The organism is Microvirga sp. HBU67558, assembly GCF_018069605.1.
Classification (GTDB): Bacteria; Pseudomonadota; Alphaproteobacteria; order Rhizobiales; family Beijerinckiaceae; genus Microvirga; species Microvirga terrae.
Genome location: NZ_JAGPUP010000561.1, coordinates 148,437 through 155,661, shown reverse-complemented (window position 1 = coordinate 155,661; position 7,225 = coordinate 148,437). Strand labels below are relative to the sequence as shown.

At 63.2% G+C, this 7,225-nt stretch carries 8 protein-coding genes; 1 reads left to right on the top strand and 7 read right to left on the bottom strand.

The window, feature by feature from the left end; translation table 11 throughout:
- Positions 1-212: 212 nt before the first annotated feature.
- The 6 genes from KBI52_RS30180 to KBI52_RS30155 all read right to left on the bottom strand — a co-directional run bounded on the left by KBI52_RS30180 (position 213) and on the right by KBI52_RS30155 (position 4,385).
- Positions 213-710: a MerR family transcriptional regulator gene (locus KBI52_RS30180; protein ID WP_173950478.1), complete on the bottom strand. Its 498-nt coding sequence runs from the start codon at positions 708-710 to the stop codon at positions 213-215.
- Between the two features lie 22 nt (positions 711-732).
- Positions 733-1,044, bottom strand: coding sequence for an integration host factor subunit alpha (locus tag KBI52_RS30175; RefSeq protein ID WP_009491113.1), 312 nt, complete (start codon positions 1,042-1,044; stop codon positions 733-735).
- A 126-nt stretch (positions 1,045-1,170) separates the two neighbouring features.
- A complete protein-coding gene (locus KBI52_RS30170) occupies positions 1,171-2,148 on the bottom strand; it encodes a beta-ketoacyl-ACP synthase III (RefSeq protein WP_173950477.1) in 978 nt (325 codons plus the stop codon).
- A gap of 12 nt (positions 2,149-2,160) precedes the next feature.
- Positions 2,161-3,195, bottom strand: coding sequence for a phosphate acyltransferase PlsX (gene plsX, locus KBI52_RS30165; protein WP_173950476.1), 1,035 nt, complete (start codon positions 3,193-3,195; stop codon positions 2,161-2,163).
- Between the two features lie 131 nt (positions 3,196-3,326).
- A complete protein-coding gene (locus KBI52_RS30160; RefSeq protein ID WP_173950475.1) occupies positions 3,327-3,842 on the bottom strand; it encodes a DUF177 domain-containing protein in 516 nt (171 codons plus the stop codon).
- Between the two features lie 12 nt (positions 3,843-3,854).
- Entirely contained in the window at positions 3,855-4,385 is a 531-nt protein-coding gene (locus tag KBI52_RS30155) for a ubiquinol-cytochrome C chaperone family protein (RefSeq protein ID WP_210812637.1), read from the bottom strand.
- 102 nt (positions 4,386-4,487) lie between these two features.
- Between KBI52_RS30155 and KBI52_RS30150 the strand changes: the two genes are divergently transcribed.
- A complete protein-coding gene (locus tag KBI52_RS30150) occupies positions 4,488-4,940 on the top strand; it encodes an outer membrane protein assembly factor BamE (protein WP_173950473.1) in 453 nt (150 codons plus the stop codon).
- 121 nt (positions 4,941-5,061) lie between these two features.
- On the opposite strand, the gene KBI52_RS30145 is transcribed toward KBI52_RS30150, so the two are convergent.
- Positions 5,062-7,188: a sodium-translocating pyrophosphatase gene (locus KBI52_RS30145; RefSeq protein ID WP_173950472.1), complete on the bottom strand. Its 2,127-nt coding sequence runs from the start codon at positions 7,186-7,188 to the stop codon at positions 5,062-5,064.
- Positions 7,189-7,225: the final 37 nt, after the last annotated feature.

The window sequence follows — 7,225 nt, the reverse complement described above, 5'->3', positions numbered from 1 at the left end:
GGCTCGAACCCGCGACCTCCGGCGTGACAGGCCGGCACTCTAACCGACTGAGCTACGCCCGCGCAATGGACCGCCGAAGCGGTGTGGGTGCGGTTTAAGGGTGCCCCCGACCCCTGTCAAGGGTTCAATGCACTCATTTCGGCATGCCTGCCCGAAACCGATTCCCTTTGGGTGCCGCGGCTCCAAAGGGCGGGAGAATGGCCAAGACCGGGTTATTCTCCAGCTGGCGCTTCACCTGACGTTTTCAGAGATGCGAGCACGCGGTCACATTCATAGAGATCGTCGAGGGCTGCCCGCAATCCGCGGAGAGCCTCGGAAGAGAGCCCGTGCTGGGGAGGCATCAAGGCCCCCTCTTCCTCGTAAGATTGGCCGCCGTCTGCGACCTCACCCGCCTCGGCGTCTTGTGCCGGTTCCGTCTGGAGGGCCGGAACGCTCTGTTCCCCCCGGCCGACACCCTGGACGAAGCGAACCCCTTCTTCCTTCAGGATCCGCTGAACACCCTTGATCGTGTAGCCCTCTCCATAGAGGAGCTGCCGAATACCTTTGAGCAGATCGACATCGTCCGGACGATAATAGCGACGCCCGCCGCCGCGCTTGAGAGGCTTGATATGATTGAATCGGGTTTCCCAAAAGCGCAGCACATGCTGAGGGACGTCGAGGTCCTCGGCAACCTCGCTAATCGTGCGGAATGCGTCGGGGCTCTTGTCCATGACGCCGCTCGTCATAATCGGATCAATCCTCGCCTTCGAAGGTCTCACCGTTGATATGAGCCTTCAAGACGTTCGAGGGCTTGAACACCATCACGCGACGGGGATCGATCGGGACCTCGACACCGGTCTTGGGATTGCGGCCGACGCGCTCGCCTTTGCTGCGCACGATGAACGAGCCGAACGAGGAGAGCTTCACCGTCTCGCCGGCGGCCAGGCTGTCGCAGATTTCAGCCAGCACCCGCTCCACCAGTTCAGCCGATTCGGTCCGCGAGAGTCCAACCTTCTGATAGACGGCCTCGCTCAGATCCGCTCTCGTTATCGTCTTGCCAGCCATTGAGCTCCCCAGCGCGAATGAGTTCGTTGGTCTTGTCGTCCCGGACGACGCTATGCAGATGGCTCCCTACGGTCAACCGCCAAGGTCCAAAATACCGGATACCACCGGAGTGGGTGCCCGTCCGCGCTACCAGCGGATCAAAGCGCTTCCCCAGGTAAACCCGCCACCGATCGCTTCGATCATCACGAGATCCCCATCCTGGATGCGCCCGTCTCTTCTTGCGGCATCCAGGGCCAAGGGAATTGAAGCCGCCGACGTATTGCCGTGCCGGTCCACGGTAATGACAACCTTCTCGGGAGCGATTCCGAGCTTGTCTGCACTGGCCGTGATGATGCGCTTGTTGGCCTGGTGGGGAACGAACCACTTGAGCTCCTCGGCGCTCGTCCCCGTCGCCTTGAAGGCATCCTGCACCACATCCGCCACCATCCCGACTGCGAACTTGAAGACCTCTCGGCCCTCCATCTTCAGCACGCCAGTGGTCTTCGTCGAGCCCGGTCCACCGTCGACGTAGAGCTTGTCCCGGTAGCGGCCGTCGGAACGGAGATGGGACGTCAGCACGCCGCGATCGGCTGACGTGCCCTCCCCCTCCTGGGCCTCGAGGACGATCGCCCCCGCCCCGTCGCCGAACAGCACGCAGGTCGTGCGGTCGTTCCAGTCGAGGATGCGGGAGAAAGTCTCGGCGCCGATCACGAGCGCACGCCTGTGCGAGCCGGACTGAAGGAACTTGTCCGCTGTTGCGACGGCATAGACGAACCCTGTGCAAACGGCCTGGAGGTCAAAGGCCGCTCCGTGTGTCATGCCGATTCCGGTCTGGATCATCGTGGCGGTCGACGGGAAGGTATAGTCCGGCGTCGAGGTGGCACAGATGACGAGATCGATATCGTTGGCGGTGAGCCCCGCATCGGCCAGGGCCGCTTCGGCGGCTTTGATCCCCAGAACGGATGTGGTCTCGTCATCTTCGGCGATGTGGCGCTCCTCAATGCCAGTCCTCTGCACGATCCACTCGTGCGAGGTTTCGACCAGCTTCTCGAGATCCTGGTTTGTCAGCTTGCGCCTCGGCAGATAGGAGCCGATGCCGCGTACGACGGAACGGGTGCGTTTCAAGATGCGCCTTCCTCAGGCCGGTTGGCCGACCGGATCATGATCCAACATGCTCCGGATTGTGTTCATCAGTTCAAAATGCGCCATGTCGTAGGCCACGTCGATGGCGCTGGCGAAGCCGAGATCGTCCGTCCCGCCATGGCTCTTGACGACGACCCCCTCCAGACCGAGGAAGACGCCGCCATTGACCTTGCGCGGGTCCATCTTGTCCCGAAGAGCGTTGAAGGCTTGTTTCGCAAACAGATAGCCGATCTTCGCCATCAGGGTCCGGCTCATGGCCGAGCGCAGGTACTGGGCGATCTGCTTGGCCGTTCCCTCGGCCGTTTTCAAGGCAATGTTGCCCGTGAACCCCTCGGTCACGACCACGTCGACCGTCCCCTTGCCGAGATCGTCGCCTTCGACGAAGCCCCGGTAGTCGAGGTGCGGAGGGTTCGATTCCTTCAAGATCCGGCTGGCTTCCTTCACAGCCTCGATCCCCTTGATCTCTTCCGTGCCCACATTGAGGAGCCCAACAGACGGGCGATCGAGGTCGAAGACGATGCGCGCCATGGCGGCCCCCATGATTGCCATGTCGACAAGATGCCCGGCATCCGCCCCGATGGTCGCGCCGACGTCGAGCACGATGCTCTCGCCCCGCATTGTCGGCCACATGCATGCAATTGCCGGGCGTTCGATATGCGCCATGGTCTTGAGGCATACCTTGGCGGTCGCCATCAGCGCCCCGGTATTGCCGGCCGAGACGGCCGCATCCGCCTCTCCGTCCCGGACGGCCTGGACGGCGCGCCACATGGACGACTTTCCTCGTCCCATCCGGATCGCCTGGCTGGGCTTCTCGTCCATCGCGATCGCGATCTCCGTATGGCGAAGCTCGGTGGCGTCCTTCAGCTTGGGATGAGCCTTCAGGAGAGGCGCAACAACTGTCTCATTTCCGAACATCAGGAAGCGAAGATCGGGATGGCGCTCCAAGGCCAAGGCTGCGCCTGGGATCACGACCGGGGGCCCGTGATCGCCCCCCATCGCGTCAAGCGAAATACGCACCGGCTTCGGCATGAACGATTGTTCTTTCTTTATAAGTCATTCAACAGGGGGCGGAAAATAGCGGTTTGCAGCCTCATCGCAACTGAATTCTGGATTGGCGACGTCAACCCGATCGATGCCCTGACCGCCACGGCCGCCAGTCCCTACTCCGGTCCCTTCAGCTTGTTCAAGGCGGCGAACGGGGAATCCTTCTCGTCCGCAGGATCCCGATAGCTGAAGTCAACGCCGGGCTTGCGAGGATAGGGATCCAGCCCGAGGGCCAGGAACTCTGCGGTCAGCGCGCCAAGGTCGATCTGGCCGTTCACGATCTCGTCCGGCGGCTCATATTCGTTGATATCGGTCGGGGGCTCAGCCGGCATCCCCGAAGATTCGGCGAAGTCCACTTCGACCTCCTCCTCAATGGTCGAATCGAAGGGGTCGAGGGTCATCACGCAGATCTGCGTGATCGCAGCCCGGACCAGGCCCGTCACATGGATCCCCTTGGCCGACGCCTGGAGCTGGTAGTCCCCCGAGAGAGCCTGGATTCCGGGTAAGCCGAAATCCCGGGCCAGCGCGGCGCATTCCTCGGCGGTCGCCTCCACCTGCACGTCCTGCCCTCGGGGCGGGATCTTCATGACGTCGATGAGCCGCGACAAAGGCCCCACGGTGTCGGGTGTCATCAGGTTGCCTCCTTAAGCAAAGGTCTCGGGCTCCGGGAAGACGGGACCCGTCTTGAGGAGCGTGTCCAGGTCCAGTGCCCTCAGCCCCTGGTCGGCTGCAAGGGCATAACGCGCCAGGGGGGTGGCCGGTGCCTCGCTGCCGTATACGTTGCGCCCGAGGGCAACGGCCAGACCGGCCTCGTCGGACACATTCAGTGGCGCGTCATAGGCATGGGCGCGGCCGTAGAAGGACTCCGCGACCTTCTTCATCCGCTTCGGCACGACCGTGTCGCCGACGCCCATTTCCCGCAGGGACGCGTCCATGTCGCGGAAGAAGGCGTCCGTCAGGTCCTTGGCGACCTCGTCGGCCGGGGACGGGAGTGCGCGAAGGGCGCGCAGGATCATCACCATATGCAGCGACAGGGCTTCGAACCGCCCTTCGAGGGTATCCGGGACGCCAAGTGCCGCATAAAGCCCCTGGCTGCGCGATCCCGTCGCGATTCTCTTGTAGAGGGTCGCGATCATGGTTCGCCGGGGATCTTTGCCGAAGAGACTGACGATCACGGCTTTGCCCTTCCAAGCTTGTCAAAATCGTAACCTCGGGTTACGCCATCACGATCCGTAGGCGCAAGCTCATCCGCGCCGCATTCCTGGAAGAACCGTACGATGCGTCGATATCATACTCTTTTGGTACGCTTGGCTACTGCCACCGTACTCGCCTCGTCCCTGGCCGCCTGCACGGTGGGCGAAGAATTCCAGCGCGGCTATGTCGTGGATGAACGTGCCATCGCGTCGGTGAAGAAGGGAATGAGCGCCGATCAGGTCCTTCAGACCCTCGGATCGCCGTCGACGGTGTCCACGGTGGGCAATCGCAACTGGTATTATATCAGCCAGAAATCGCGCCGTACCCTGCAGTTCATGGGCGAGCAGGTGGTCGATCAGCAGGTCACCGCCGTCTATTTCGATCAGGGCCTGCGGGTCGAGCGTGTCGCCCTTTACGGCCTTCAGGACGGCAGGGTCTTCGACTTCATCAGCCGCACCACCCCGGCCGGCGGCGAAGAATCCAACTTCCTCGGCCAGATCTTCAAGGGCGTGGGCAACTTCAACCCATTCAGCTGATCGCACGGCTGCAAGCGAATTCAAGATGGCCGGGCTTTGCCCCGGCCATTTTCTTTGAGGGCGCGCTAAGAGAAAAGCCGCGGCGCAGGCCGCGGCTTTCCAAGGTCCCGCCTTGCCGTCCTCAAGAGTGCGCGAGGATCGCGAGGAGCAGCAGGGCGATGATGTTGGTGATCTTGATCGCCGGGTTCACGGCGGGCCCCGCCGTGTCCTTGTAGGGGTCGCCGACGGTGTCACCCGTGACGGAAGCCTTGTGAGCATCCGATCCCTTGTGATGGGTCGTGCCCGAGGCATCCGTGAAGCCGTCCTCGAACGACTTCTTGGCATTATCCCAGGCGCCGCCACCCGACGTCATCGAGATGGCGACGAACAGGCCCGTTACGATGACGCCGAGGAGCATGGCGCCCACGGCCGAGAAGGCCTCGGACTTGCCGGCGACCCAGTAGACCACGAAGTATGTCACGATCGGCGCCAGCACCGGCAGGAGCGACGGAACGATCATCTCCTTGATGGCGGCGCGGGTCAGCATGTCGACGGCGCGGCCGTAATCGGGGCGGTCGGTCCCGGCCATGATCCCTGGCCGCTCCCGGAACTGGCGGCGCACTTCCTCCACCACCGCCCCTGCTGCCCGGCCGACTGCCGTCATGGCAATGCCGCCGAACAGGAACGGGATGAGGCCGCCGAACAGGAGACCTACCACCACGTAAGGGTTCGTCAGGGAAAAGTTTGGCGCGACGCCCTGAAAATAGGGGTACTGTGCCGCGTTCTGCGTGAAGTAGTTCAGGTCCGAGGTATAGGCGGCGAACAGCACCAGGGCGCCAAGACCGGCAGATCCGATGGCATAACCCTTCGTCACGGCCTTCGTGGTGTTGCCGACCGCATCGAGAGCGTCCGTGGACTTGCGGACCTCCTTCGGCAGGCCTGCCATTTCGGCGATGCCGCCGGCATTGTCCGTCACCGGGCCGAAGGCATCGAGGGCGACGATCATTCCGGCGAGGGCCAGCATGGCCGTGACCGCGATAGCGATGCCGAAGAGACCCGCGAGCTTGAAGGCCACGATGATGCCGGCAATGATCGCGATAGTCGGAAGCGCCGTGGACTCGAGGGACACGGCAAGGCCTTGGATCACGTTCGTCCCGTGCCCAGTCACCGACGACTGGGCGATGGACCTCACGGGACGGAAGCCGACACCTGTGTAGTACTCGGTGATCACCACGATGAGCGCCGTCACGGCCAGACCGACGATCGCACACCAGAACAGGGCCTGGCCGGTGAAGTTGGCCCCGGCAATCGGACCGAAACCGATCATCTGCCAGGTCACGGCGGCGATCGCCGCGGCCGACAGGATGCCGGTCGCGATGAGCCCCTTGTAGAGGGCCCCCATGATCGACTCGTTCTGGCCGAGCTTCACGAAGAAGGTGCCGATGATCGAGGTGACGATGCAGGCCGCCCCGATGGCCATCGGATACAACAGCATGGTGTCGAGAGCCGGCTGGCCGGCGAAGAAGATCGCCGCCAGAACCATGGTGGCAACCACGGTGACCGCATAGGTCTCGAACAGGTCGGCCGCCATGCCGGCGCAGTCGCCGACGTTGTCGCCGACGTTGTCGGCGATGGTCGCCGGATTGCGCGGATCATCCTCCGGAATGCCGGCCTCGACCTTGCCCACGAGATCGCCGCCCACGTCGGCACCCTTGGTGAAGATACCGCCCCCAAGACGGGCGAAGATCGAGATCAGGGAGGCGCCGAAGCCGAGCGCCACGAGGCTGTCGATGACCACGCGGTCGGAGGGATTCAGGCCCGCGACCCGGGTGAGATAGCCGTAGTACAGCGCCACGCCCAGGAGCGCGAGGCCGGCCACCAGCATGCCGGTGACGGCGCCGGCCTTGAAGGCGACGTCGAGGCCGCCGCCAAGGGACTGTGTGGCAGCCTGAGCCGTGCGGACGTTGGACCGCACCGACACGTTCATGCCGATGAAGCCTGCGGCCCCGGACAAGATGGCCCCGATGGCGAACCCGATGGCAACGCGAATACCCAGAAGATAGGCGATGATGACGAACAGGACGACGCCGACGATCGCAATCGTGAAATACTGCCTGCGGAGATAGGCTTTCGCGCCCTCGGCAATCGCCCCGGCGATTTCCTGCATGCGCTGAGAACCGGCGTCCCGCTTCATCACATCGCTAATGGCCCAGAAGCCATAGGCAATCGAAAGAAGGCCGCCCAAGATAATTAGGGTGAGTGCCATCATGCCATCCTTGTTATGGGAAAGCAGAAAGCCGCTCCTC

Coding starts and splice junctions, on each gene's coding strand:
- KBI52_RS30175 (WP_009491113.1), bottom strand. CDS start 1,044: ATGGCTGGCAAGACGATAACGAGAGCGGATCTGAGCGAGGCCGTCTAT.
- KBI52_RS30150 (WP_173950473.1), top strand. CDS start 4,488: ATGCGTCGATATCATACTCTTTTGGTACGCTTGGCTACTGCCACCGTA.
- plsX (WP_173950476.1), bottom strand. CDS start 3,195: ATGCCGAAGCCGGTGCGTATTTCGCTTGACGCGATGGGGGGCGATCAC.
- KBI52_RS30145 (WP_173950472.1), bottom strand. CDS start 7,188: ATGATGGCACTCACCCTAATTATCTTGGGCGGCCTTCTTTCGATTGCC.
- KBI52_RS30180 (WP_173950478.1), bottom strand. CDS start 710: ATGGACAAGAGCCCCGACGCATTCCGCACGATTAGCGAGGTTGCCGAG.
- KBI52_RS30160 (WP_173950475.1), bottom strand. CDS start 3,842: ATGACACCCGACACCGTGGGGCCTTTGTCGCGGCTCATCGACGTCATG.